The sequence below is a fragment of the Rhodococcus sp. HNM0563 genome (assembly GCF_012726195.1).
Classification (GTDB): Bacteria; Actinomycetota; Actinomycetes; order Mycobacteriales; family Mycobacteriaceae; genus Rhodococcus.
On the sequence record NZ_JAASAF010000005.1, the window covers coordinates 123,063 to 146,558 of the forward strand.

At 64.6% G+C, this 23,496-nt stretch carries 25 protein-coding genes and 1 pseudogene; 14 read left to right on the forward strand and 12 right to left on the reverse strand.

What is annotated here, in order from left to right; translation table 11 throughout:
- Positions 1-100 precede the first annotated feature (100 nt).
- Positions 101-1,378, forward strand: coding sequence for an ATP-dependent Clp protease ATP-binding subunit ClpX (gene clpX, locus HCA61_RS12800; RefSeq protein WP_169688573.1), 1,278 nt, complete (start codon positions 101-103; stop codon positions 1,376-1,378).
- 69 nt (positions 1,379-1,447) lie between these two features.
- Here the strand turns inward: clpX and HCA61_RS12805 are convergent, their stop codons facing one another.
- On the reverse strand, positions 1,448-2,191 hold the full coding sequence (locus HCA61_RS12805; protein ID WP_169688574.1) for an SDR family oxidoreductase: 744 nt from the start codon (positions 2,189-2,191) through the stop codon (positions 1,448-1,450).
- A 24-nt stretch (positions 2,192-2,215) separates the two neighbouring features.
- Positions 2,216-3,139 (reverse strand): 3-oxoacyl-ACP reductase, encoded by a 924-nt coding sequence (locus tag HCA61_RS12810; RefSeq protein WP_169688575.1) that lies wholly within the window; start codon positions 3,137-3,139, stop codon positions 2,216-2,218.
- A gap of 226 nt (positions 3,140-3,365) precedes the next feature.
- Between HCA61_RS12810 and HCA61_RS12815 the strand changes: the two genes are divergently transcribed.
- The 6 genes from HCA61_RS12815 (at position 3,366) to HCA61_RS12840 (ending at position 9,944) form a co-directional block, all read left to right on the forward strand.
- Positions 3,366-3,971 (forward strand): TetR family transcriptional regulator, encoded by a 606-nt coding sequence (locus HCA61_RS12815; RefSeq protein ID WP_169688576.1) that lies wholly within the window; start codon positions 3,366-3,368, stop codon positions 3,969-3,971.
- Positions 3,972-4,117: 146 nt separating this feature from the next.
- Positions 4,118-5,281, forward strand: coding sequence for a steroid 3-ketoacyl-CoA thiolase (locus tag HCA61_RS12820; protein WP_169688577.1), 1,164 nt, complete (start codon positions 4,118-4,120; stop codon positions 5,279-5,281).
- Between the two features lie 68 nt (positions 5,282-5,349).
- Complete coding sequence (locus tag HCA61_RS12825) at positions 5,350-7,539, forward strand: acyl-CoA dehydrogenase (RefSeq protein ID WP_169688578.1); 2,190 nt, start codon at positions 5,350-5,352, stop codon at positions 7,537-7,539.
- A gap of 10 nt (positions 7,540-7,549) precedes the next feature.
- Positions 7,550-8,419, forward strand: a complete 870-nt coding sequence (locus tag HCA61_RS12830) for a MaoC/PaaZ C-terminal domain-containing protein (RefSeq protein ID WP_169688579.1) — start codon at positions 7,550-7,552, stop codon at positions 8,417-8,419.
- Positions 8,416-9,072 carry a PaaI family thioesterase gene (locus tag HCA61_RS12835; RefSeq protein ID WP_169688580.1) on the forward strand — a complete coding sequence of 219 codons (657 nt, stop codon included), beginning with the start codon at positions 8,416-8,418 and terminating at the stop codon, positions 9,070-9,072. Before HCA61_RS12830 ends, HCA61_RS12835 begins: the two co-directional genes overlap by 4 nt.
- An 83-nt stretch (positions 9,073-9,155) precedes the next feature.
- Complete coding sequence (locus HCA61_RS12840; protein ID WP_169688581.1) at positions 9,156-9,944, forward strand: SDR family oxidoreductase; 789 nt, start codon at positions 9,156-9,158, stop codon at positions 9,942-9,944.
- A gap of 36 nt (positions 9,945-9,980) precedes the next feature.
- On the opposite strand, the gene HCA61_RS12845 is transcribed toward HCA61_RS12840, so the two are convergent.
- Complete coding sequence (locus tag HCA61_RS12845; protein WP_169688582.1) at positions 9,981-10,622, reverse strand: TetR/AcrR family transcriptional regulator; 642 nt, start codon at positions 10,620-10,622, stop codon at positions 9,981-9,983.
- 61 nt (positions 10,623-10,683) lie between these two features.
- On the opposite strand from HCA61_RS12845, the gene HCA61_RS12850 reads away from it, so the two are divergent.
- Entirely contained in the window at positions 10,684-11,868 is a 1,185-nt protein-coding gene (locus HCA61_RS12850; protein WP_169688583.1) for an alpha/beta fold hydrolase, read from the forward strand.
- A gap of 16 nt (positions 11,869-11,884) precedes the next feature.
- Here the strand turns inward: HCA61_RS12850 and fdhD are convergent, their stop codons facing one another.
- Together fdhD and HCA61_RS12860 are read right to left on the reverse strand one after the other, a co-directional pair.
- The gene (gene fdhD / locus HCA61_RS12855; RefSeq protein ID WP_169688584.1) at positions 11,885-12,697 is read right to left on the reverse strand and encodes a formate dehydrogenase accessory sulfurtransferase FdhD; all 813 of its coding nucleotides are present in this window, start codon (positions 12,695-12,697) and stop codon (positions 11,885-11,887) included.
- A pseudogene (locus tag HCA61_RS12860) lies at positions 12,685-12,894 on the reverse strand (hypothetical protein); the annotation flags it as partial. The gene fdhD and the pseudogene HCA61_RS12860, both read right to left, overlap by 13 nt.
- A gap of 620 nt (positions 12,895-13,514) precedes the next feature.
- Between HCA61_RS12860 and HCA61_RS12865 the strand changes: the two are divergent.
- Together HCA61_RS12865 and HCA61_RS12870 are read left to right on the forward strand one after the other, a co-directional pair.
- Positions 13,515-14,120, forward strand: coding sequence for a GNAT family N-acetyltransferase (locus tag HCA61_RS12865; RefSeq protein ID WP_169688585.1), 606 nt, complete (start codon positions 13,515-13,517; stop codon positions 14,118-14,120).
- Positions 14,121-14,230: 110 nt separating this feature from the next.
- On the forward strand, positions 14,231-14,962 hold the full coding sequence (locus tag HCA61_RS12870; protein ID WP_240959260.1) for a class I SAM-dependent methyltransferase: 732 nt from the start codon (positions 14,231-14,233) through the stop codon (positions 14,960-14,962).
- A 41-nt stretch (positions 14,963-15,003) separates the two neighbouring features.
- Here HCA61_RS12870 and HCA61_RS12875 read toward each other — a convergent pair whose 3' ends face one another.
- The 3 genes from HCA61_RS12875 to HCA61_RS12885 form a co-directional block, all read right to left on the reverse strand.
- On the reverse strand, positions 15,004-15,999 hold the full coding sequence (locus tag HCA61_RS12875) for an iron-containing redox enzyme family protein (RefSeq protein WP_169688587.1): 996 nt from the start codon (positions 15,997-15,999) through the stop codon (positions 15,004-15,006).
- Positions 16,000-16,138: 139 nt separating this feature from the next.
- The gene (locus HCA61_RS26330; RefSeq protein WP_169688588.1) at positions 16,139-16,324 is read right to left on the reverse strand and encodes a hypothetical protein; all 186 of its coding nucleotides are present in this window, start codon (positions 16,322-16,324) and stop codon (positions 16,139-16,141) included.
- A gap of 28 nt (positions 16,325-16,352) precedes the next feature.
- Positions 16,353-17,732, reverse strand: coding sequence for an MBL fold metallo-hydrolase (locus tag HCA61_RS12885; protein ID WP_169688894.1), 1,380 nt, complete (start codon positions 17,730-17,732; stop codon positions 16,353-16,355).
- A 124-nt stretch (positions 17,733-17,856) separates the two neighbouring features.
- Here HCA61_RS12885 and HCA61_RS12890 point away from each other — a divergent pair, with 124 nt between their 5' ends.
- The 4 genes from HCA61_RS12890 (at position 17,857) to HCA61_RS12905 (ending at position 20,147) form a co-directional block, all read left to right on the forward strand.
- Complete coding sequence (locus tag HCA61_RS12890; protein ID WP_169688589.1) at positions 17,857-18,456, forward strand: rhodanese-like domain-containing protein; 600 nt, start codon at positions 17,857-17,859, stop codon at positions 18,454-18,456.
- Between the two features lie 2 nt (positions 18,457-18,458).
- Positions 18,459-19,337 (forward strand): sulfite exporter TauE/SafE family protein, encoded by an 879-nt coding sequence (locus tag HCA61_RS12895; RefSeq protein ID WP_169688590.1) that lies wholly within the window; start codon positions 18,459-18,461, stop codon positions 19,335-19,337.
- 68 nt (positions 19,338-19,405) lie between these two features.
- Entirely contained in the window at positions 19,406-19,675 is a 270-nt protein-coding gene (locus HCA61_RS12900) for a metal-sensitive transcriptional regulator (RefSeq protein ID WP_169688591.1), read from the forward strand.
- A 61-nt stretch (positions 19,676-19,736) separates the two neighbouring features.
- Positions 19,737-20,147 carry a DUF302 domain-containing protein gene (locus HCA61_RS12905; protein ID WP_169688592.1) on the forward strand — a complete coding sequence of 137 codons (411 nt, stop codon included), beginning with the start codon at positions 19,737-19,739 and terminating at the stop codon, positions 20,145-20,147.
- 237 nt (positions 20,148-20,384) lie between these two features.
- Here the strand turns inward: HCA61_RS12905 and HCA61_RS12910 are convergent, their stop codons facing one another.
- The 4 genes from HCA61_RS12910 to HCA61_RS12925 form a co-directional block, all read right to left on the reverse strand.
- Positions 20,385-20,873, reverse strand: a complete 489-nt coding sequence (locus HCA61_RS12910; protein ID WP_169688593.1) for a hypothetical protein — start codon at positions 20,871-20,873, stop codon at positions 20,385-20,387.
- Positions 20,874-21,332: 459 nt separating this feature from the next.
- Entirely contained in the window at positions 21,333-21,845 is a 513-nt protein-coding gene (locus tag HCA61_RS12915) for a hypothetical protein (protein ID WP_169688594.1), read from the reverse strand.
- A 269-nt stretch (positions 21,846-22,114) separates the two neighbouring features.
- Entirely contained in the window at positions 22,115-22,306 is a 192-nt protein-coding gene (locus HCA61_RS12920) for a hypothetical protein (RefSeq protein WP_169688595.1), read from the reverse strand.
- 232 nt (positions 22,307-22,538) lie between these two features.
- Positions 22,539-23,483, reverse strand: coding sequence for a hypothetical protein (locus tag HCA61_RS12925; protein ID WP_169688596.1), 945 nt, complete (start codon positions 23,481-23,483; stop codon positions 22,539-22,541).
- Positions 23,484-23,496 lie beyond the last annotated feature (13 nt).

Genomic DNA, 23,496 nt, shown 5'->3' on the forward strand with positions numbered 1-23,496 from the left:
AGTCCGGGTACGGTCGATCAAAGGGCCCGCTCCCCGGGCCGGCGTTCGTCGACGGACACGGGATCGGTTGCACGCACACGAGGAAGTAGGGACCTGACAGATGGCACGTATCGGTGACGGCGGGGATCTGCTCAAGTGCTCGTTCTGCGGAAAGAGCCAGAAGCAGGTCAAGAAGCTCATTGCGGGCCCCGGGGTCTACATCTGCGACGAGTGCATCGACCTCTGCAACGAGATCATCGAAGAGGAACTCGCCGAAACGAGCGAGGTCAAGCTCGACGAACTGCCCAAGCCGGCCGAAATCCGGGAGTTCCTCGACAATTATGTGATCGGCCAGGATTCTGCAAAGAGGTCGCTTGCGGTGGCCGTCTACAACCATTACAAGCGCATCCAGGCCGGCGACAAGACGCGCGACTCACGCGGTGAGTCGGTCGAACTCGCCAAGTCGAATATTCTTCTGCTCGGACCCACGGGCTGTGGCAAGACCTACCTCGCCCAAACTCTCGCGAAGATGCTCAACGTGCCGTTCGCGATCGCCGATGCCACCGCTCTCACGGAGGCCGGATATGTCGGTGAGGACGTCGAGAACATCCTCCTCAAACTGATTCAGGCCGCCGACTACGACGTCAAGCGCGCCGAGACCGGCATCATCTACATCGACGAGGTCGACAAGATTGCGCGCAAGAGCGAGAATCCGTCGATCACTCGCGATGTGTCGGGCGAGGGTGTCCAGCAGGCGCTGCTGAAGATCCTCGAGGGTACGCAGGCGTCGGTGCCACCGCAGGGCGGCCGGAAGCATCCGCACCAGGAATTCATCCAGATCGACACCACGAATGTGCTGTTCATCGTGGCCGGTGCTTTTGCGGGTCTCGAGCGCATTGTTTCCGATCGCGTCGGCAAGCGGGGCATCGGTTTCGGCGCCGAGGTGCGGTCGAAGGCCGAGATCGACACCACCGATCACTTCGCCGATGTCATGCCGGAAGATCTGATCAAGTTCGGGCTCATTCCCGAGTTCATCGGTCGCCTGCCGATTGTCGCGTCGGTGACCAATCTCGACAAGGACTCGCTCGTCGAGATTCTGTCGGAGCCGAAGAACGCACTCGTCAAGCAGTACGTGCGTCTGTTCGAGATGGACGGGGTGGAACTCGATTTCACCAGGGACGGGCTCGAGGCCGTCGCCGACCAGGCGATTCTGCGCGGTACCGGTGCCCGCGGGCTCCGTGCGATCATCGAAGAAGTCCTGCTGCCGGTGATGTACGACATCCCGAGCCGCGATGACGTCGAGAAGGTTGTCATCACCGCAGAAACCGTGACCGACAACGTGCTCCCGACGATCGTGCCACGCAAGCCCGACCGCGAACGCCGCGACAAGAGCGCCTGAGTCCGACCACACGACTCGGCCCCGGCAGGAAATCCTGCCGGGGCCGAGTCGTGTGAGCTGCCGAACCGATCAGCGCAGTTTGATGCTGCCGCCGTCGACCATCAGTGTTTGGCCGGTCATGTACGAAGCGTCGTCGCTGGCAAGGAACACTGCGACACGCCCGATATCGGATTCCGGATCTCCGAACCGGTGCAGCGGCGTCTTGGCGAGCAGGACGTCCTCGACGCCCGGATTCGCCTCGATGTACGCCTGCACACCTTCGGTCAAGGCCAGCGGCGAGATGAGATTGACGTTGATGTTGTCGGAGGCCCACTCGTTGGCAGCAACCCGGCTGATCCCGCGGATCGCTTCCTTCGCCGCGGCGTACGAGGCCTGCGTGACGTTACCGTCGATGCCGGCTCCGGACGCAAAGTTGATCACCGAACCCTGATTCGCAGCGAGTTCTGCGTGTGCGGCCTGCATGAGCCAGAGGGTCGGATAGAAGCCCGTGCCGAAGGACAGGTCGAACATTTCCTGCGTGGTCTCGAGCAGCGGTGCCTGGCGCGACACGTGCGCGTTGTTGACGAGGACGTCGACCTTCCCGAATGCTTGAATCGCGGCATCGACAATCGTTGCGGCGCTGTTTTTCTGGGAAATGTCTGCGTTGATGAACTTTCCCGCGCCGTCGAGTTCGGCCTCGAGGTCGGTGCCCTTGACTTCGTCGATGTCGACGAAGAGGACGTGAGCACCCTCCTTGGTGAATGCTCGGACGATACCGCGACCGATACCGCCGGCTCCGCCGGTGACGATCGCGACTTTCCCTGCAAGTCTCATGCCGTGCTCCTTCGAGTGACGTGATCAGTCGACTGCGAGTGCGGCCTTCTCCAGTTCCGCAATGCTGTAGGCAGCGTACGTCTCGTACTGGCCGCGACCGGTGAAGTACGACGACAGCTGCTCGTCGAGTTCTTCGACAGTGAAAGCGGAACCTGCGGCGTCGAAACGATTTTCGAGCTTCGGGGAGGCCATGAGTGCGACCATCTTGCCGTACACCACGAACACCTGGCCGTTGATCTCGTGCGAGGCGGGTGAGGCCAGGTACGACACGAGCGTGCCGACGCGCTCGGGTGCGAGTGGGTCGAGACCGGTGTTCGCAGCGTCTGCCTCGCCGAATGCCTCGGCGGTCATGGCCGTCCGGGCGCGCGGGCAGATCGCGTTCGCGGTGACGCCGTAGCGGGAGAGTCCCTGTGCGGTGGACAGCGTCAGGGCGGTGATGCCCGCCTTGGCGGCCGAGTAGTTGGGCTGTCCGGCGGAGCCGAACAGGAACGCTTCCGATGAGGTGTTGATGATGCGGCCGTACACGGGGTCACCGGTCTCCTTGCTGGCTGCGCGCCAGTGGACCGCGGCAGCGTGGGAGGTCGCGGCGTGGCCCTTGAGGTGCACGCGAATTACGTCGTCCCAATCGGATTCGGTGAGGTTGAAGATCATTTTGTCGCGAATGATGCCGGCATTGTTGACGAGGATGTCGAACGAGCCGAACGCCTTGACGGACTCCTCGATGAGGCGGCCACCGAGCGACCAGTCGGAGACGTCACCGGTCACGGCGATCGCCTGTCCGCCTGCCGCAATGATCTCTTCCGCGACTGCGTGTGCTGCGTCGCCCATGTCGTTGACGACGACCGCGGCACCGGCTGTGGCCAGTGCGAGCGCCTCGGAGCGGCCGAGGCCGGCTCCGGCGCCCGTGACCACTGCCGCGCGTCCGGCCAGGCTGACAGATTCACCCATGGAGAGTCTCCCGTGTTCGGTCGGTTCGGCTCCTCGGAATCGGCTCCGAACCAAAATTAGTATTCATTCTAGTTTGAGTGCGGTGGGTTCGGCGCGTGGATGTTGTCCCGCTGTGCGGGAGTGGGTTGACCGGGCGAGGCGGATCCTGCTGACCAGGACGGAAGCGCTCGAGCGGTGTTGCCCGATCTACTGTCGGCCGTCGACCGGGCAAAGGAAGAGGTGAGGAATGCCCAGGCTCTCAGAGGCTCGTGATGCGGCCGAGCCGAGTTCGATGGAACAGCGTGCGCGGCACGGGCGGATCCTGAAGGCGGCTGCCCAGCTCGGTGCGGAGAAAGAACTCGAACGTGTCCAGATGCAGGAGGTTGCGAGGCTGGCCGGCGTCGCGATAGGCACGCTCTACCGCTACTTCCCGTCGAAGACCCACCTGTTCGTTGCGGTCATGGTCGACCAGATCGACCGGATGGGCGCCCAGCTCTCGAGGCGTGCGCACGCCGCGATGGCGCCTTCGGAGGCGGTGTGCGATGCGCTGCTGCAGGCGACGCGCGCACTGTTGCGTACGCCGCGGCTCGCGACGGCCATGATTCAGTCGGCCGCGATGTCGAACGCGGCCACGATCCCCGATGTAGCGAGAATCGACCAGCAGTTCGACCGGTTGCTTCTCGGCGCTGTGCGGATCGAGGAGCCGACAGTCCTGGACGCGACCGTGCTCCGGCTCGTCGTCGCGTTGTGGTTCGGGCTGGTGCAGTCTGCGCTCAATGGGCGTACGTCGATCCCCGAGATTGAATCGGATCTGCGGGTCGCGTGCGATCGATTGCTCGGTGACCTCGTCTGACGAATCCGGCTGCACCGAGTCGTGTTCGTGACCAGGGTGGTCCCGCTCGGTGGGACAGCGCAGGTCCTCGCTCCACCTCAGAAATAGAATAAATTTCAGTAACGTAGAAACGCAGTTTTCAGTAGCTCGGTAATGCAGGGAGTGGCATGAACAACGTCGTCATCGTCGAAGCCGCACGGACGCCGATCGGGCGTCGCCGCGGCCAGCTGGCAGGGGTGCACCCCGCAGTGCTGCTGGGTGCGGCCCAGAAGGCAGTCCTGGACCGGACCGGGCTTCCCGCGGAGCAGGTCGGCCAACTCGTCGGTGGCGCCGTGACCCAGGCGGGGGAGCAGTCGAACAACGTGACGCGGCAGGCGTGGCTTCACGCCGGCCTCCCGTACACGACCGCAGCGACCACCATCGACTGCGCCTGCAGCTCGTCGCAGCAGGCTGTGCACATGGTTGCCGGCCTGATCGCCTCCGGCCAGGCCGACGCCGGGATCGGTTGCGGTGTAGAGGTGATGAGCCGGGTATTCCTCGGTCAGGCCAACGCTCCCGGTACGGGAAACCCGTACCCTGCCGACTGGTCCATCGACATGGGCGACCAGTTCACCTCCGCCGAGCGCATCGCCGACCTGCGTGGCATCAAGCGCGACGACGTCGACGCATTCGGACTCGAATCGCAGCGGCGGGCAGCCCAGGCGTGGGCCGAGGGCCGGTTCGACCGCGAGATCGTTCCGGTGGAGGCGCCCGTCGTCACGAAGGAAGGCGAGCCCACCGGTGAGACCGCGACGGTCACCCGCGACGGCGGGCTCCGTGAGACCACTGCGGAGGGCCTGGCGGGTCTGAAGCCCGTCATCGAGGGCGGCATCCACACTGCCGGTAACTCGTCGCAGGTCAGCGACGGCGCCGCGGCAGTGCTTCTCATGAGCGAAGACAAGGCCCGTGAGTCGGGTCTGCGTCCGCGGGCACGTATCCTCGCCTCCACCCTGGTCGGCTCCGACCCGTACTACCACCTCGACGGTCCGATCGACTCCACCCGAGCAGTCCTCGAGCGCACCGGAATGTCGTTGTCGGACATCGACATCATCGAGATCAACGAGGCTTTCGCGTCTGTCGTGCTGTCGTGGGCCCAGGTCCACGGAGCCGACATGGACAAGGTCAACGTCAACGGCGGTGCGATCGCCCTCGGGCACCCGGTCGGCTCCACCGGGTCCCGCCTGATCACCACTGCGCTGCACGAACTCGAACGCTCGAATCGCTCGACCGCGCTGATCACGATGTGCGCGGGTGGCGCACTCTCCACCGCGACCATCATCGAACGTATCTAGCCGTCCCGCTGCCGCACCTGCCGGGTAACGCTCACGCACATTTCCTGCTTCCATCGAAGGACCGGTTCATGACCATTGGATTGAGTGACGACGATCGCGACCTTCGCGATTCCGTCCGCGGCTGGGCCGCACGACACGCCACGCCCGAAGCGATCCGCGATGCGGTCGAGGCCAAGACCGAGGCCCGACCTTCGTACTGGGCTTCGCTCGCCGAACTCGGCATGCTGGGGCTGCACCTGCCCGAAGAGGTCGGCGGTGCAGGGTGCGGTCTGCTCGAAACCGCTATCGTCGCGGAGGAACTCGGCCGTGCGATGGTTCCCGGACCATTCTTGCCGACCGTTGTGGTCTCCGCAGTTCTGCACGAGGCCGGGCGTCCCGACCGGCTCGCCGCGCTGTCCGACGGTTCACTGTTCGGTGGTCTCACCCTGCAGCCCGGCGGACTGAAGATCGTCCGAGACGGCGCCACCGTCGTACTGTCCGGCACGTCGAGCTATGTGCTCGGTGGGCAGGTCGCCGACGTCTTCCTGCTCGCAGCCGACGATGACGGCACCCTCGCGTTCGTCGTCGTCGACCGTGACCGCCTCGACGTGACCGACCTGCCGAGTTATGACGTCGTACGGCGCAATGCCGAGGTCACGGTGGACGGTCTTGTCCTCTCCGACTGCGACATCCTGACACTGGATTCGCAGCGTGTCGTAGACATCGCCGTCACGCTGTTCGCGGCAGAGACGGCCGGCCTCGCCGACTGGGCCACCACCACAGCTGCCGACTACGCCCGCGTCCGTCGGCAGTTCGGCCGTGTCATCGGTCAATTCCAGGGTGTCAAGCACACCGTCGCACGGATGCTCGGCCTCGCAGAGCAGGCCCGCGTCACCGCGTGGGACGCGGCCCGTGCGCTGGGAGAGGACATCTCGGCCGACGAGGCCTCGCTCGCGGTCGCTGTGGCTGCGGCGACCGCCCTCGAAGCGGGCTTCCAGGTCACGAGGACCTGCATCCAGGTCCTGGGCGGCATCGGCTACACGTGGGAGCACGATGCTCACTTGTACCTGCGGCGCGCGCAGTCCCTGCGGATCCTGTCGGGCTCCACGGCATCATGGAAGCGCCGGGTCGCGGGACTCACCCTCGAGGGCACCCGCCGGGTCCTGAGCATCGATCTGCCGACGGAGGCCGAGCAGATCCGCGCCGACATCCGCGCAGAACTCGAGCCCGCCAAATCAATCGAAGGTGCCGCGCAGAAGGCCTACCTGGCCGAGAAGGGCTACACCACACCGCATCTGCCTGCGCCGTGGGGCAAGACGGCCGATGCCGTCACCCAGCTCGTCATCGCCGAGGAACTGCGCAGCGCCGAGCTTCGACCGCACGACATGATCATCGGCAACTGGGTAGTACCGACCCTGATCGCGCACGGCAACGAGGAGCAGCTCGCACGGTTCCTTCCGGGATCGCTGCGTGGTGACATCGTCTGGTGCCAGCTGTTCTCCGAACCCGGTGCCGGGTCCGATCTCGCCGGCCTGTCCACCAAGGCCGTCAAGGTCGATGGCGGATGGAAGCTCCAGGGCCAGAAGGTGTGGACGTCGATGGCCCGCGTTGCGGACTGGGGCATCTGCCTGGCACGCACCGACGCCGACGCACCCAAGCACAAGGGCCTGTCCTACTTCCTCATAGACATCAGGAATTCCCCGGGCCTCGACATTCGTCCGCTGCGGGAGATCACCGGCGAGGCACTGTTCAACGAGGTGTTCTTCGACGACGTGTTCGTACCCGACGAGTGCCTGGTCGGCGAGCCCGGTGACGGCTGGAAACTCGCCCGCACCACCCTCGCCAACGAGCGCGTGTCGCTGTCGAACGACTCCTCACTCGGCTCCGGCGGCGAGGCGCTCCTGACACTCGCATCGACGATCCCGGGTGGAGTGGACGACGAACAACTCACAGTGCTGGGCAAGGTGCTGTGTGATGCGCAGTCCGGTGGGCTCATGGCTCTGCGCACCACGCTGCGGTCGCTGACCGGCGCGCAGCCGGGTGCCGAGTCGTCGATCGCGAAGCTCCTCGGCGTCGAACATCTCCAGCAGGTGTGGGAGGTCGCGATGGAGTGGGCCGGCCCGACTTCTCTACTCGGGGAGCAGGACCGGCTGTCCGCAACACAGATGTTCCTCAACGCGCAGTGCATGTCCATCGCCGGTGGCACGACGAACGTCCAGCTGAACATCATCGGCGAGCGGATACTCGGTCTGCCCCGCGACCCCGAACCCGGAATGTGAGACAACCGACATGCCGATAGATGTGAATGCCGCACTGACGGCAGTACCGACCGTCCGTGAGGCCGCCTGGACCGAGCGCGACGTGATGCTCTACCACCTCGGCCTCGGAGCCGGTGCCGACTCGCTGGACCCGGCCGAGCTGGGATGGGTGTACGAGAAGAACCTGAAGGTCGTGCCCACCTTCGCGATGGTGGCGGGGCAGGGGATCTCGGCCGGGAACGTCACCCCGGTGGGGATGAACCTGCCGGGTATCGACATCGACCTGCGCAAGATTCTCCACGGTGGGCAGTCACTCACGGTGCACGCTCCGATACCGGCCTCCGGCGCCGCAACGATTTCGTCGCGCGTGGCGGACGTATGGGACAAGGGCAAGGCTGCAGTGATCGTGCTCGAGCAGTCCGCCCACACCGCAGACGGAAGCCCGTTATGGACCTCCGCGATGCAGATCTGGGCGCGTGGCGAAGGTGGGTTCGGTGGCGAGGCAGGTCCGGAGGCGAGCGGTTCCGCGCCCGAGCGGGATGCCGACAAGGTCCTCGTGTCGCACACCGGCCCCGCACAGGCCTTGGTCTACCGGCTCAGCGCCGACATGAACCCACTGCACGCCGACCCCGAGTTCGCGAAGATGGCCGGTTTCGATCGGCCCATCCTGCACGGCCTCGCGTCGTACGGCGTCGTGTGCAAGGCAGTCGTCGATGGTGTCCTCGACGGTGACCCGACCCGGGTGAAGTCGTTCTCGGTGCGCTTCGCCGGGTCGCTGTACCCGGGGGAGACCATCGAGACCTCGGTGTGGCGCGACGGTGATGTCCTCACTCTGCTGGCGACGTGCCCGGAGCGAGACGGACAGCCGGTACTCACCCACGCGACGATGGAGGTCCGATGAGAGTCGATCCCGCTACGCACCCCACCGTCGGAAACGCTCCCGATGGCACGGTGCTCACGTCGGCGCCACAGGACTCCGCTGTCGACCGTGCTACCGCAGCCGCGCGCCGCGTGGTCGATGCTCTGCTGCGTACCGATCGCTCCAACGCGAATCTCGAGCGTGTCGCCGAGGAACTCGACAGCATCGCCGAGCACCTCGAGGAGCACGCACCAGAGGTGCAGGAACGCCTGATCGACATGTGGCACGGCGAAGGGGTCACACGGCACGATCCCGTCACGGGCCCCGAGAACGCACTCGCTCCGCCGCTCGTGCTAGCGGGCCGTGACGACGGGTGGGTCGAAGGTGTCGTCGAGCTGACATTCCCGTACCAGGGTCCCCCCGGGCACGTCCACGGAGGCGTCGCTGCGCTGTTGATCGACCACACCCTGGGTGTCGCGAACGCGTGGGCCGGACGAAGCGGTGCCACTGCGCAGCTCAATGTCCGCTACCACCGCCCGACCCCACTTTTCGAGCCGTTGACCGTTCGTGGCCGTCTGGTCGAAGAGAACGGCCGCAAGATCAACACCGTGGGTGAGATCGCAACTGCTGATGGCACGGTGTGCGTGTCCGTCGAGGCGCTCTTCATCGACAAGACCGTTCCCCGCCCCCGCTGACGCAGCGGCGCGACCCCCGTGCGTGTTTCTGGTAGCGGGAGCTACCGGAAACACGCACGGGCATCGACGAAGGAGGTGCCTGGATGGGCAAGTTGGACGGGCGGGTGGCGATCGTCACCGGCGCCGCAATGGGTATCGGCCGCGGTGTTGCGGGTGCACTGGCGCGTGAAGGTGCGAACGTCATCGTTGCCGACATCGATGAGACGGCGGGAGCCGGCACCGCGAAATGGCTCATCGACGAGTGGGGCGTGCAGGCGAAGGCCACGCGCACCGATGTCACCGATCGTGATCAGGTGCACGCAATGGTCGACGCTGCCACAGCGGAGTTCGGGCGGCTCGACATCCTGGTCAACAACGCCTGGCGCCCGCTGGGCTACGCACGGCTCGAGAAGACCGCCGAAGAGAACATGCGGGCCGGTTTCGACATGGGTGTGATGGCGGCGTTCTGGGCGATGCAGCGCGCGTACCCGGCACTTGCCGAACACGGGACCGGTCGAGTGATAAACATGTGCAGCCTCAACGGCGTCAATGCCCACATGTACTCGGTGTACTACAACACCGCCAAGGAAGCGCTACGCAGTATGACGCGCACAGCGGCGCGCGAGTGGGCACCGAAGCACGTGTGCTGCAACGTGATCTGCCCGGGGGCGAAGAGTGCGGCCTACGAACGCGTCGCCGCGGCGAATCCGCAGATGGCCGCGGCACAGGAAGCCGCCAATCCGATGGGGCGGATCGGTGATCCGCTCGATGACATCGGTACCGTCGCCGCGTTCCTGGCGAGTGATGATGCTCGCTACCTGACGGGCAATACCCTGTTCGTCGATGGCGGAAGCCATATCAACGGAGTGCAGTGGGCCCCAGAGGTCGACTGACCTCCCGTAAACGAATCGAATGCTCGATCTGCCCGGCTACGGCTGCGGCAGGTCGAGCATTCTGTTTGCGAGCTGCAGGATCTCTGCCTCGAACGATGCGGAATCGGGTGCGGCGCCGGTCTCCTGAGCGCGCTCGAACGCAGCAAAGGCGCCGATGACGAAGCGCACCATCAAGCTCACTCGACGTCGAGCATCTGGCTCGGGAAGGTCGAGTCGGTCCGCGATCCTGATCAACAGGTGCGACAGCACGTCGAGTGAGGCGTCCGAAGGGTAGTAGTCGGCCTGAACGCCGGTGGACACGGGCGTCGAGAGGACGTCGAGTGGCGCTGTGGACAGCCACTGTTCGTTGAATCGCGCCCAGTAGCTCGGCTGATTCCGCGCGATCTGCGCTGCGAGCGGGTGTATGTAGGCGTGGACGAGCCGGTCCAGAGTGGGGGAGTCCTCGAGGTCGGCCGCAGCCAGTAGCGCGGCGCGTTCGGTATTCATCCGTGGTGCGTGCCTGCTCCAGATCTCGTCGAGGAGCCCGTGCCACGAGCCGAAGTGGTAGGCGATGGCCGAATTGTTCCGTTGCCCGGCTTCTTTGACCACTTCGCGCGCGGCGACTCCGTGAATGCCGCGGTGCGCGACGAGTCGCTCTGCGGCATCGAGTAGTGCAAGACGTCCCGTTGACATCGTCATGCGGCCACTGTACTAAGAACATTGACTTCAAAATTAATACATTCTTCTTAACGGAGGCTTGATGACGACCTTCCAGTCCAGGCACGCTGTCGTGGCACTTGCATTCGCCTCGGCACTCGGCCTCGGAGCGTGTTCGAGTCCGGCGCCGGAGCCGGCCGATTCCGCTGCAATGGCTCCGGGAACATTGGTCACCGATCGCCCGATCACCAGTGCGGCGGCGCTCCCCAGCGCCGAGCGCACCGACCTGGTCACCTACCTCTCCGAGGGTGCCGATGGAGGCTCCACGTTGGTCTCCGGCACCGTCTCGATTCCGAAGGGCCAGGCGCCAGAAGGCGGATGGCCGGTGATCAGCTGGGCTCACGGCACCACCGGGGTAGGGGACGCCTGTGCACCGTCCGCAGACACGGTCGGCGGACCCGCGCATTCCTACGTCGAACGGACCTCGGCCATGCTCGACCGGTGGGTCGCCGACGGATACGCCGTGGTCCAGACCGACTACGAAGGTCTCGGCACCCCCGGCGGGCACCCTTACATGAACGGCACGAGCGCCGCGAACTCCGTCGTCGACATCGTCCGGGCCGCCCGCGACCTCGAGCCCGCCATCGGAGAGAAATGGATCGCGATGGGACACAGCCAGGGCGGGCATGCCGCGCTTTACACCGGCGCGCTCGGGGCCGAGCGCGCACCCGAGCTCGACCTGCAATCGGTGGTGTCGTTCGCGCCGGGCAGTCGCACCAGCGACACCGCGGCCTACTTCGCGGCAGGCGGCCCAGGTATCGCACAGGCGCTCGGCTTCCTGCCGGTTCTTCTTCTCGGCGCGGAAGCGGCGCAACCCGAACTTTCCGCCGACGCGATGCTCACCGACGAATCCCGTCCGCTGCTCGCAGCGGCGCGTACCGGCTGCATGGACGACGTGTGGGCGGCTGCCGCATCCGTTCCCGAGGACCGGATCTTTGCACCTGGAGCAGATCTCGACGGGTTGCGCGACTACTACGCCACACAAGAAATCGAACACCTCGATCTCTCGGTGCCGACGCTCGTCGTACAAGGCAGTGCGGACGCTCTGGTGTCGCGTGCCATCACCGACCAGGTAACCGAGGCGCTGTGCAGCAACGACGCAGACCTGACCTACCGGGTGTACGACGGCGCGGACCATCGCGCGGTACTCGAAGCATCGTTCGACGACGTACACGCGTTCGTCGGGACCGTCCGCGCGGGGGAGACAGCCGGGAACACCTGCAACTGAGGCCGGTGCGGCGGCGTCAGAGCACCGTTCCCGTGTAGACGTTCATCGAGTCGTCGCGCAGGAAGCCGACCAATGTCAGACCCGACTCCTCGGCCAGGTCGACGGCAAGCGACGACGGCGCCGATACCGCCCCGAGCACCGGCACACCGGCCATCACGGCCTTCTGCACGAGCTCGAACGACGCGCGACCACTGACGGCGAGGACGCTGTCGGTGAGAGGCACCCTGCCTTCCGACAGCGCCCATCCGAGCACCTTGTCGACGGCGTTGTGCCTGCCCACGTCCTCCCGCAGCTGCACGAGCGAACCGTCGATCGTGAACAGTGCGGCGGCGTGCAGTCCGCCGGTGGAGTGGAACACCTTCTGCTGTCGATGCATCAGCTGGGGCAACTCGGCCAGTGTGCGCGCGGAGATCTCGACATCGCCGCGCAGCGGAAAACGGGTGCGCGTGCGTACCTGTTCGAGGGATTCCTTGCCGCACACCCCGCACGCGGACGTGGTGAGGAAGTTCCGCGCACGGGCGCTGTCGGGCACCGTGACACCGGGGGCGAGCTGGATGTCGAGCACGTTGTAGGTGTTTGCCCCGGTGTCGTCGACGCCGTCGCAGTAGCGTGCGATCGCAATGTCGTCGCGACTGCCGATGATTCCCTCCGTGAGCAGGAAACCGTGAGCGAGCTCCACATCGTTTCCGGGGGTGCGCATCGTGACTGTCAACGCCTGTCCGTCGAGCCGGAGCTCGAGAGGTTCCTCGACGGCGAGCGTGTCGGGACGTCGAGTCGTGCGGTCGGCAGTGACCCGCAGGACGGTACGACGGGTCGTCACACGGCCCATGCCGAATCCTTCGTTGCTGCAGGTTCGAGTCGCACGGTGATCGCCTTCGATGCCGGAGTGTCGGATTTCTTCGCCACGTGGCCGAGAGGTACAAGCGGGTTGCTCTCGGGACAGTAGGCCGCGGCGTTGCCCTTCGGCGTGCTGTAGGCGACGACACGGAAGCCGTGGACGCGACGCTCCTCGGGTGTGCCGTCCGGTCCCAGCCATCCTCCTGGCAGATGCACCATTGGAATCGAATCGTCCACGGACACAGAGTGTTTCCCGCCTGCCTGGACGTCGAGATCGGTGCGGCCGAGGGTGGGCAGCGTCCTTGCTGTGCGGATCGCGCCCATCTGCTCGTAGGCACGCTCCAATGAGATCAGGACTGCGGGGATGCCTGCGGCGTAGTCCTTGGGGTGCGAAATCCAGAGTTCGGACTCGTCGATGTCCGCATCGGGACCTTGGCGCATCATTCCTCCATAGTGGCCCGCCGTTGCGAGAAATTCACGCCGGGCTGCCGTGGACCTCGAGATACTCGGTCCACCCCCCAGGGAACAGCGATCAACAACAGTTTGCGACGGAGGGTGGGTCTTCGGACCTATCCCACGGCTGTACAAGGTGGACACGTATGGAACAGGCATCGGTGGCCGCCGACTATGAACAGTTCGTGCGCTCTCTGTCCTGTGACCCTCACGGTTCAGCGCGTGGTCCATTGATGATCGACAGTGGTGCACGTCAGGAACTGCGATGGGGCGGCGGGTGACAACCCTGTAAATTTGCCGACCGCGTTCAAGAGCGTCCGGCCGACACCTGCGCACTTTCGTCGTAGGCTGAGAGCATGACCGTCACGGTGCGGGCCGCCGCACGTAGCGACCTCCATGACCTCGCGGCCGTTTTCGCCGACGCCTTCTTCGACGATCCGATTTTCACCTGGATGTTCCCCGACGAGCAGAGCCGTGCTCGCCGAACGGCACGATTCTTCGCGACGGACGCCCGCCACCACATGCTCGCGCTCGGTGGAACGGAGATTGCCGAACTCGACGGTCGGGTCGGTGGTGCCGCGATGTGGGCTCCGCCTGATCGATGGCACCCACCGATGGGTGCAAGGATGCGGATGATGCCGGGGCTACTGCGGGCCCTCGGTCGGCACGTTGGCCGGGGTCAAGCGGTGGAGGATGCAGTCGAAGCCGCACACCCCGAGGAGCCGCACTGGTACCTGTCGACGATCGGAACGGCCTCCCATGCACGAGGCGCGGGAGGTGGTACGGCGCTGCTGAAGTCTCGCCTCGACCGGATCGATTCCGAGCACGCTCCCGCATACCTCGAATCGAGCAAGGAATCGAACGTTCCGTACTACGAGCGGTTCGGATTCACCGTCACCGGTGAGATCCACGTCCCGGGCGGTGGCCCGACCCTGTGGGCGATGTGGCGAGACCCGCGATGATGCAAGGGTGAAAGTGTCGAAATCCGCGCGGATGCTTGACCTCGCCACTTTCACCCGCGCCTAATGGGTACATGTCGTTCGCCGGTCCGGCCGAGCACTACGATCGTTTCATGGGGCGCTACACGCCGTCGCTGGCGGTGGCGCTTGCCGACGCTGCCGGCGTTGCACCTGGTCAGCGCGTGTGTGATGTGGGATGCGGGCCCGGTGGCCTCACGCGTGAACTCGTCGTGCGGGTCGGTGCCGGGAATGTCGCGGCGATAGATCCGGCACACCGGTTTGCGGTGGCGTGCAGCGAACGCAACCCGGGGGTAGACGTACGCGAGGGCGTGGCCGAGGAGTTGCCCTGGCCCGACGACACATTCGACGCGACTCTGTCGTCCCTCGTGATCGGCTTCATGAACGACCCCGACGGTGGTGTTCGGGAGATGGCGCGCGTGACCCGCCCGGGAGGTGCTGTGGCGTCGTGTATGTGGGACGTCGTAGGTGGCCGCATGACGATGCTCCGCGTGTTCTGGACGGCTGTGCGTCAGGTCGACCCCGAAATCATCGGCGAGACCGGGATGGCGGGCACCTCTGAGGGAGATATCGCCACCCGGTTCCGTCGAGCAGGCATGCTTGACGTAGTGGATGGAACGATCACAGCCGAGGCGTCCTATGCTGACTTCGACGACTTCTGGGAGCCGTTTGCCTACGGCGTGGGTCCGGCCGGCCAGTCGTTCGTGGCACTTCCCGAGCAGGCCAAGGCCCGAGTGCGTGAGTTCTGCCGCGAGGCGCTGCCGCAGGGAGCCTTCACTCTCGACGCACATGCGTGGTACGCGCGGGGGACCGTCCCGCCGACGTAGAACGCTCCGTTGGTGAGCGACTTCCGGCCCCGATCGTGCTCCTAGCGCAGTAGCGAGGTGCGCCCGCTCGACCACGCAGACATCACATGCTCGGCGAACCTGTCCTCGACGAACCCGAACGCGCGGATCCCGAAGACCACGTCTGCGGCGAGCGAGGGCTCGCGGGCCAGCAGATCACCTACGACGTCGGTGCGGAGTACCAACTCGTGTACCGCGTCCGCGTGAACGTGCTCTTGGTAGAACTGCAGGCACGGCGCCGGCGCTCCGAGGCGAACCAGTGCCTGGACCAAACGTTTCGAGCCGGGCGATGACGTGATCTCCGTGGCGGCGAGGTGTCCCACGGCCGCTCCTCGGAGAGCTCTGTGGAGTCCGAACATCGACATGAGGTTGACGAGCATCAGGGTTTCGGCCGGGACCTGGTCGATATAGCCGAGGTAGGTCGAATCGAGGTCTGCGGCATCGAGGAGGTCGGCGAACAACTGCGCATGTATCCGATCTCCGCGACCGCCCCCGTACTCATCGAACTCGACAGCAACGAAAGACGCTTTCGATTGCCCGGTCAATCGTGGGATCGCCCACGCATGTGGGTCGGCCTCCTTGAGGTGGTAGAGCGATCGATGCATGAAATACTCCTGCATCTGCGCCCATGTGCCCTGTTCGAACAGGTGCCACGAAGGGCCCGTTCCGGTTTTCGGCTCGATTGCGAGCGCATCCATCTCGCCGACGGCGTCGTCGCCGGGGGCGATTCGTACGCGCAGTTCCGCGAGAAAGAGTCGCTCGAGCTGCGCACGCAGTCGCAGGAGATCCGGCTGCCATTCCCAGGAGTCGTCCACCGTGGAGAAACCCTGGTAGTGAAGTTCGTAGCAGATGTAGAGCGTGAGTTGCAGGTCGTGCCCGAAAGGATCGACGGTCGTGTCGGGCTCGGGTAGTTCCACGCGATCTTCGGGGTCGGATGAGAGCGCGATGATCACAGCATCCGACAGGGGGCCGCGCGCCGCGGGTAGCAAGTGCGCGTGGAGTTCACTGGTGGACCGCATGTATTCACGCTATCGCGGTGGAGGCACATCTTCGACCGAATGCTCACGATCCCGCTGATCGGCCGGCCCCCGCGACCGTGAGGGTCTCGTCACCCGGCGCGCTGCGGTCTCGCGCGCACCGAGCGTCGACCCCTCGCGGTCAGCGGCCGGACCGAAAGAGCGAGCGCAGACCCGGCCGCGGGCGCCGCGTCGACACTGCGGTGGTGCTCTGATCGCAGGTGCAGCGGTCGGTGGCGGGCACGGACCGCATGACGGCGTCGACATGCTGTCCGCAACCTCCCCATCCGGTCTTGTTGCAACGGGAACAGGCGACGGGATAGCACATGAGGAACCTCCAGGAATGATTCGTATGGTCAGGCAGCGGAGTGGGATTCGGCCCAGGCGTTGTATCCGCCCAGCAGGTCCGAGACGTTGGTGAAGCCCTGCGCACGCAACAGCGATGCCGCGACACTCGAGCGCCACCCGCCCGCGCAGTGCACCACGATGGGCTTGTCGTCCGGAACCTGATCGAGCCGGCCTCGCAACTGCGCCAAAGGAATCGGAACCGAACCTGCAATCGATCCGGAAGCGCGCTCGCCGGGATTCCGGATGTCGACGAGGGTCACCGAGTCGGCTGCGAGCAATCGATCGAGATCCTGGACGCTCGTGCGGGGGGCGGTCTCGATCAGCGCGGCGAGTTCTTCGGGGAAGATCCCGTCGTGATCGACGTTCAGATAGCCTGCGGCGCCGTCGGATCCGATCCGGGCCAGACGCATCGCCGCGTCCTGCTCCTCGCCGGGATAGGTGATGAGCACGATCTTCTCGCCGACCTCGGCGACCATTCCTCCCGTTTCGGCGAAGCGTCCGTCGAACCCGACGTTGACCGAGCCGTGTAGGTGGCCGGCGGCGAAGTCGTCGACACCGCGGGCATCGAGGACTCTCGTGCCGGCGATGAGTTCGGTCTTCACCTGCGCAGGTGTGAGTTCGGGGATGGCGTGGTCCTGGGCGAGCAGGGGATGGACACGCTTGTTCATGGCGGCATCGACCGAGAAGTACGCCGGAGCCGCGGGCTGGCCGTCGGTGATCATGGTGACGAACACATCCTCGCTCATCGGCTGCACCGAAGGGTTGGACGCACGCTGCTCGCCGATGGTGGAGGTCAGCTCGGTCGACAGGTTCTTCCCGCACGATGATCCTGCGCCGTGGGCGGGCATGACGACAACCTCGTCAGGCAGGGACAGCAGCTTGTCGTGCACGGTGTGATACATCGCGCGCGCCAGGTCGGTGCTCGATCCCTCGCCGAGGTTGACCAGGTCGGGGCGACCGACATCGCCGATGAACAGTGAATCGCCGGTCAGTACCGCGCTGGGTGTGGCTCCGGGCCGTTCGCGCAGCAGTACCGAGATCGATTCCCAGGTGTGTCCGGGTGTGGCGATGATCTCGAGTTCGACCTCACCGAGAGACAGCTTCTCGCCGTCGCTCAGACGACGGATCGGGTAGTCGGTTTCCGCGGCCTCGCCGAATCCGATCCAGGCGCCGGTGGCGTCGACCAGTTCGAGATGGCCGGAGACGAAGTCGGCGTGGAAGTGCGTATTGATGACGCCTTCGATGATCAGTCCGTATTTCGTTGCGTCGCCTAGGTATTCGGTGATGTCACGGCGTGGGTCGACAACGACCGCGCGGCCGGTGGTTTCATCGCCGATCAGGTACGACGCGTGGGACAGGCACTCGATGTAGTACTGCTCGAGAATCATCGCTTCCTCCGAGGTGTGGTTGCCGGGTGGACTCCCGGGGGTGTGTAGACAGATTGGCATATACCCCCTAGGGTATGTCAAGTACCCCCTGGGGTATCCAGAAATTCCTCTAGAAAGGCCCCCCATGACCGCCTTCTCTGCTGCCACCCTCTATCCGGCCGAACTGCTCGAGCTGATGGAGTCCGGCAAGAACATCCGAGTCATCGATGTGCGCACCCCCGGTGAATTCGACACCGTTCACATCCCCGGCGCGTACAACGTTCCACTGGATCTACTGCGTGAGCATCGTGACGAGTTCTGTGCACATCTCGACGAAGATGTCGTGCTGGTGTGTCGCTCGGGTCAGCGTGCCGTGCAGGCCGAAGAAGACCTGCGGGCTGCGGGCCTGATCAACGTTCATCTCCTCGACGGCGGCATGCTCGGCTGGGAAGGGGAGGGGCTGCCCGTCAATCGCGGTGCGAGCCGGTGGGATCTCGAACGGCAGGTACGCCTGGTGGCAGGCTCGATCGTGTTCGGCTCGGTACTCGCCAGTGTCGCGGTGCCCAAGCTGAAGTGGTTGGCGGCCGGGATCGGCGGGGGTCTCACCTTCGCTGCTCTGTCGAATACCTGCGCAATGGGCATGGTGTTGTCGAAGCTGCCGTACAACCGCGCGGCCTCGTGTGACGCACAATCCGTCGTCGCTCGGCTCACCGCGGCGAAGACCGTCTCCGCCGAAAGGAACTGATCGTGATCGCGCTGACCGTTGCGCTGGCAGTTCTCGTCGGCGTCACACTCGGATTGCTCGGCGGTGGGGGATCGATCCTCACCGTTCCGTTGCTTGCCTACGTTGCGGGCATGGATGCGAAGGAAGCCATCGCCACATCGCTGCTCGTTGTCGGTGTGACCAGTGCGGTCGGCGCGATCTCCCACGCACGTGCGGGTCGCGTGCAGTGGCGCACCGGTATCTTCTTCGGTTTGGCCGGGATGGTCGGTGCGTACGCGGGCGGTCTGCTCTCGCAGTTCATTCCCGGTACCGTGCTGCTCCTCGCGTTCGCTGTGATGATGGTTGCCACTGCGGTGGCAATGTTGCGTGGTCGCAAGAACAAGTCGGCCGGAGAGGGGGGAGCGCATACGATGCCGATCGGCAAGGTGCTTGTCGACGGGGTGGTCGTCGGTCTGGTCACCGGGCTCGTCGGTGCCGGAGGTGGCTTCCTCGTGGTCCCGGCGCTTGCCCTTCTCGGCGGACTGTCCATGCCTCTCGCGATCGGAACCTCGCTGATCGTCATCGCGATGAAGTCGTTCGCGGGCCTGGGGGGATACCTGTCGGCCGTGCAGATCGACTGGCGTCTGGCCTCGATGGTTACCGCTGCGGCGGTTCTCGGCAGCCTGATAGGCGGCAGATTGACCTCGATGGTCGATCCTGATGCCCTGCGCAAGGGCTTCGGCTGGTTCGTCCTGCTCATGTCATCGGTGATCTTGGCCCAGGAGATTCATCCGGCTGTCGGCGTCGCGGTCGCGGTACTTACTGGCACTGCCGCCGCCACTATGTACGCGTGCGCCCGTCGTGAGTTCTGTCCGCTCCGGCGGCTGCTGACCCGGCGCGGTGCTCACGCAGTGGTGGGATGAGCGATGAACATGCCCCCGCAATACCCTGGGGGGTACAATGGTCAGAAACTGGAGACAGGAGCATTGCCATGGTTGGAGACGAAGAAAGCATCGCGCTTGTACTCAACCGGTTGCGTCGAGCCCAAGGGCAACTTGCCGGCGTGATCTCGATGATCGAACAGGGTCGTGACTGCAAGGACGTCGTTACTCAGCTCGCGGCAGTGTCCAAGGCCCTGGATCGCGCGGGATTCAAAATAGTCGCAACCGGCCTACAAGAATGCCTGACCAACGAGAATGAGAACGGCAAAGAGCCGATGAACGTGGCCGAACTCGAGAAGTTGTTCCTGGCCCTGGCGTAGGACGCCGGTCGGTCACTGGCGTGGGACGCCGGTCGGTCACTGGAGAGGAAGGATGACGAACATGGATCTTGCACTGTCGACGACACTTCGCGCGCCGTTTGCCGAAGCTGTAGAGCGCACTCGTAAAGCACTGTCCGAACAAGGTTTCGGCGTTCTCACCGAGATCGATATGCAAGCGACCTTGAAGTCGAAACTCGACGCGGATCTGGAGGACTACACAATCCTCGGCGCCTGTAATCCGCCGCTTGCGCACCGGGCAGTCACCGCGGATCCGCAGATCGGGTTGCTGTTGCCCTGTAACGTCGTGGTCCGCCGCGACCGCACCGACCCCGCGACCGTCGTGATCGATGCGATGAATCCGCAGCTGATGGTTCAGTTCGCCGATGAGGACGGACTTCGCGAGGTGGCGAAGGCTGCCACCGTCGCGTTGCAGTCGGCGATCGATTCGTTGTCGGCCGACGAGGCGAGCTGACAACTCTTGCTGCTGGCGATCGAGCTGGACCTGTGGTCTTCCCGACCGCGGGTTCGGCTTTCGCGATTCCGATTCGGAAGGTGTAGCGCGCCTTGCCGCACCGTGTCGAACGGGGTGTGCGCCGTACCCGAGCCTTGATGTCGGCGGTCGCGAACTCTTCGGCAACCCGGAATCATTCGATGTTCGGGTTCGATGAGGGCGCTGGCGAGTCTGTGGCACTGGGGAGTAATGGCCTGGTCATGACAGTTGGTAGGGATCCACCGTGAGAATGGGGAGGGTCACGGGACGTGTCTGGGATCGCCACCACGCGGTCGTGGCCTGCGCGCGCAGGGCGTAGACGGTGCGAGAGATGGCTGCCGGGTCGCGTAGTTCTTCGCGCGCAGCAGGATTCTCGTAGAAGTGTTCGACCGCTGCGTCGATGATTTCGGGGGCGATCCGGAACGGTCGTCGGTCGATGGCCACGCTGGTCCGACGCTCGCGCGGTCGCGATGGGTGGGCGTGACCATCTATTCGTTTGTCGATGTGCGTCCACAGACGCGTTACTCGGGAGGAGATGATCGCGTGGTGGTCCTCTGCGAGTTGGATGATGAGATTCTGGTGATGGGTCTTGCGCAGGTAGGAGCAGATGCTGTCCCAGGGAACCCATGCATCGTTGGCGTAGCCGCGTAGGTGGATGCCGTCGTGGCGTATGGCGATGTAGCCGGGGCGGACGCGACCGGAAAGCATCCCGACAGCGACGCCGGCTTGCCATCCGCATGTGACAGTAAGCAGGAGTATCCAGGTCGCGATCTCGTGCTGTATCGAGTTGAATACACGGTCCGCGCGGACCTCGCTGGGTCTTAGGAGAAAAGATCCCGGCGGTGAGGGTGGGCAGTGCAACGATCATGGCGAGGTTGTAGATCAGTCGAGACTGACGCGATACGAGGGCCGGTACGCCTTGGTCGGTACGGAACCCTCACGATCTACTTCCACTTCGTAACCGCCTGGCTGCTGACGCTCGGCGCTGCGTGCGTGGCGTGCGGTGGTTGGACGCCCCGGCGGCGTTGCTGCCGCCGGTGGCGGCGAGATCGTCGGCGGTACCCTGGGCTGCCCCGTAGAGCCGGCGCACCTCGTAGTCGGTCCCCGCAGGGACGTTCAGCACGAACTGCCCAAATGGATTGCTCCGGAGATGGACGGACGACTCCATCACGCTCCGTGGAATCGGTGGGTATCGGCGGCGAGGTTGGGTACAGGTACGGTCCGCGTCTGCGAGCGCCACCATGCGGTCGTAGCGTGCGTGCGCAGGGTGTCGACCGTGCGGACGATGGTGGCGGGGTCGCGCAGTTCTTCGCGCGCAGCGGGGTTTGTGATGTAGTGGAAGACTGCTGCATCGATGATTTCTGGGGCGATTCTGTAGATACGCCGGTCGGTGTACACGGATAACGCGCGGTCGTGTGGGGATGATGACCGGACGTAGCCGAACGCACGGTTACCGAGACTCAGCCACGGCCACGGTGCGAGGGAGGAAATAGTCGCGTGGTTGTTTTGACGGAGCCAGACGGTGAGGTACTTCCAGTTCTCACTGGGCAGGATGGGGGAAGCGCTGTCCCAGGGGATCCAGGCGTCGTTGGCATAGCTGCGAATTCGGATGCCGTCGTGGCGAATAGCGATGTAGCCGGGACGGATACGCCCCAGCAGTACCAGCACAGCTATACCCACCTGCCATCCGCAGGTGACAACGAAAGCGAGTGCCCATGTCCCAACGCGAATTGCGGGTGACAGAGAATCGAATTCAGGATCAGACCTCGGCCAGAGCCATACGACCAAGAACACAGAAGATAGTGCAAGGACGGTCATGGTCAGGATAAAGGTCAGACGTGACTGGTGGAGTAGAAGTGAGGGTATCCCCTCGTCGGTGCCGACGGTGATATCACCGAACCGGGTTCGGGGACTGTGCGTGACGACGCCAACGATGGCGCAACCTCCGGTCATGAGGCCACACGCAAGTAGCAGCAATGCGTCATGGGGGAGGGAAGGGAGTCGCCCCCGATGATGTTCTCCGTGATGTCTGCGGTCGCGTAGGCAATCGGGCTGAGGCTCGAGAAGCCAACTACCGACAACGCGAAGTAGGTCTTGCGGGTGCCGTAGATTCTCGACCCGGCCGATTCATCCCAATTCATCCGTGTCCTCCGTCGAGACCAACAAGACCACCCACCCTGCCCCGAAATCTTCGAGTGCACTTCGTACTTGGTTCAGCTCGTTCGAACCGGCGAGACTCAGCGCTACCGTCCCGATGGCCATCGTCCTCGGATCGTTGGTCGGCTCAGCATGTGTCCGGCCGGGATGTGGGTGGATCGGCTTGCGGGGTGAGGTGCTGGACTGCGTCAGTGACTGGACGCTTGCCCAAGGGAGTCAGTGGGCGTCGACCGCGAGGATGGGGATGGGTACGGGTCGCGTCTGGGACCGCCACCATGCCTTGGGAACGTGGGCACGCAGCGATTCGACGGTGCGTGCGATGGCCGCGGGGTCGCGCAGTTCCTCGCGGACTGTAGGGTTTTCGGTGTAGTGGTTGAGGGCTGCGTCGATGATTTCGGGAGCAATACGGTAGCGGCGGCGATCGGCGCTGACGGCGATGATGGGCTTGCGCGGCCGTGATGGGTGAGCATGAAAGGTTTGGCGCTTGTCGATGCTCATCCACATGCGCGGGACGCGGGAGGAGATGACCACTCGATGCTCGGGTGCGATGTGGACCCTGGCGAACAGGCTGTCGCTGTTGAACAAGTATGGACTTACACTGGCCCAGGGCACCCACGCATCGTTGGCGTAGCCCCGTATCCGAATCCCGTCATGCCGAATGGCGATGTAGCCGGGATGGATACGACGAAGCGCCATCAGGGCAACGACTCCCACCTGCCAGCTAGAGACGATGACGATCAGGAGTGTCCGTCCTGAGGCAAACGGGTGGGGTCCAGGGCCGAATACGAGATTCACCATCATGATCAGTACTGCGGTGGCGGCAGCGAGTTGAATCATGGACAGGGTGTAGATCAGCCGGGACTGGCGCAGCAAGAGGGCGGGAACATCCTGGTCGGTACCGACGGTGATGTCGGCGAGCCGGGTTCGGGGACTGTACATGAGGAAGCCGGAGATCGGATAGATGACAGAAAAGACCCCCATGGCCAGCACAAGTAAGGTCATTTCAGGAAGGACCGGGTGTCGACCCAGGAGAGCGTTCTCGACGACCGCCCCGATCAGGAGTCCGAGGGTCATGAGCGTCCAGTATCCGGTTATCAGGAACACGCGGTAGATCAGGCGGGTTCCGTACGTCGCGGATCGGGTGTGTTCGTCAGAATGCATTCGTGTGTCCTTC

Excerpts from the sequence above, each read along its gene's own strand:
- clpX (WP_169688573.1), top strand. The coding sequence starts at position 101 with ATGGCACGTATCGGTGACGGCGGGGATCTGCTCAAGTGCTCGTTCTGC.
- HCA61_RS12805 (WP_169688574.1), bottom strand. The coding sequence starts at position 2,191 with ATGAGACTTGCAGGGAAAGTCGCGATCGTCACCGGCGGAGCCGGCGGT.
- HCA61_RS12810 (WP_169688575.1), bottom strand. The coding sequence starts at position 3,139 with ATGGGTGAATCTGTCAGCCTGGCCGGACGCGCGGCAGTGGTCACGGGC.
- HCA61_RS12815 (WP_169688576.1), top strand. The coding sequence starts at position 3,366 with ATGCCCAGGCTCTCAGAGGCTCGTGATGCGGCCGAGCCGAGTTCGATG.
- HCA61_RS12820 (WP_169688577.1), top strand. The coding sequence starts at position 4,118 with ATGAACAACGTCGTCATCGTCGAAGCCGCACGGACGCCGATCGGGCGT.
- HCA61_RS12825 (WP_169688578.1), top strand. The coding sequence starts at position 5,350 with ATGACCATTGGATTGAGTGACGACGATCGCGACCTTCGCGATTCCGTC.
- HCA61_RS12830 (WP_169688579.1), top strand. The coding sequence starts at position 7,550 with ATGCCGATAGATGTGAATGCCGCACTGACGGCAGTACCGACCGTCCGT.
- HCA61_RS12835 (WP_169688580.1), top strand. The coding sequence starts at position 8,416 with ATGAGAGTCGATCCCGCTACGCACCCCACCGTCGGAAACGCTCCCGAT.
- HCA61_RS12840 (WP_169688581.1), top strand. The coding sequence starts at position 9,156 with ATGGGCAAGTTGGACGGGCGGGTGGCGATCGTCACCGGCGCCGCAATG.
- HCA61_RS12845 (WP_169688582.1), bottom strand. The coding sequence starts at position 10,622 with ATGACGATGTCAACGGGACGTCTTGCACTACTCGATGCCGCAGAGCGA.
- HCA61_RS12850 (WP_169688583.1), top strand. The coding sequence starts at position 10,684 with ATGACGACCTTCCAGTCCAGGCACGCTGTCGTGGCACTTGCATTCGCC.
- fdhD (WP_169688584.1), bottom strand. The coding sequence starts at position 12,697 with ATGGGCCGTGTGACGACCCGTCGTACCGTCCTGCGGGTCACTGCCGAC.
- HCA61_RS12865 (WP_169688585.1), top strand. The coding sequence starts at position 13,515 with ATGACCGTCACGGTGCGGGCCGCCGCACGTAGCGACCTCCATGACCTC.
- HCA61_RS12870 (WP_240959260.1), top strand. The coding sequence starts at position 14,231 with ATGGGGCGCTACACGCCGTCGCTGGCGGTGGCGCTTGCCGACGCTGCC.
- HCA61_RS12875 (WP_169688587.1), bottom strand. The coding sequence starts at position 15,999 with ATGCGGTCCACCAGTGAACTCCACGCGCACTTGCTACCCGCGGCGCGC.
- HCA61_RS26330 (WP_169688588.1), bottom strand. The coding sequence starts at position 16,324 with ATGTGCTATCCCGTCGCCTGTTCCCGTTGCAACAAGACCGGATGGGGA.
- HCA61_RS12885 (WP_169688894.1), bottom strand. The coding sequence starts at position 17,732 with ATGATTCTCGAGCAGTACTACATCGAGTGCCTGTCCCACGCGTCGTAC.
- HCA61_RS12890 (WP_169688589.1), top strand. The coding sequence starts at position 17,857 with ATGACCGCCTTCTCTGCTGCCACCCTCTATCCGGCCGAACTGCTCGAG.
- HCA61_RS12900 (WP_169688591.1), top strand. The coding sequence starts at position 19,406 with ATGGTTGGAGACGAAGAAAGCATCGCGCTTGTACTCAACCGGTTGCGT.
- HCA61_RS12905 (WP_169688592.1), top strand. The coding sequence starts at position 19,737 with ATGGATCTTGCACTGTCGACGACACTTCGCGCGCCGTTTGCCGAAGCT.
- HCA61_RS12910 (WP_169688593.1), bottom strand. The coding sequence starts at position 20,873 with ATGCTTTCCGGTCGCGTCCGCCCCGGCTACATCGCCATACGCCACGAC.
- HCA61_RS12920 (WP_169688595.1), bottom strand. The coding sequence starts at position 22,306 with ATGAATTGGGATGAATCGGCCGGGTCGAGAATCTACGGCACCCGCAAG.
- HCA61_RS12925 (WP_169688596.1), bottom strand. The coding sequence starts at position 23,483 with ATGCATTCTGACGAACACACCCGATCCGCGACGTACGGAACCCGCCTG.